Origin of the sequence: Alkalihalophilus lindianensis (assembly GCF_032843265.1) — a bacterium.
GTDB lineage: Bacteria > Bacillota > Bacilli > Bacillales > Bacillaceae_D > Alkalihalophilus > Alkalihalophilus lindianensis.
On record NZ_JAWJBA010000772.1, the window covers coordinates 1 to 248 of the forward strand.

Here is a 248-nt window from a genome sequence, read left to right on the forward strand (position 1 = left end):
CGTGCCCTTTACATGATTGGCGGGGCATCGCTTGTCTTGAAAAAAGGGAAATTTAATTTATTTTAATTAAAAAAGGACAGGAGCGTCTGTCCTTTTTTTGATTGACTCCTTTCTATCCATTCAGTACACTAAGGATTGATGTAAAAAGGGGGATTTCCATGAATATTGCTTTATTACTGATATCAATTTTGCTATTTTTTGACTTATTTTTTGGAATCGGCTTCATTCTCAATATGATTTTGCGCATG

General features: G+C 34.3%; 1 protein-coding gene. It reads left to right on the forward strand.

The features are described 5' to 3' along the window. Window positions 1-158: 158 nt before the first annotated feature. Window positions 159-248, forward strand: a 90-nt coding sequence (locus RYX56_RS24275; protein ID WP_439108535.1) for a YuiB family protein, incomplete at its 3' end; no start/stop codon positions are given.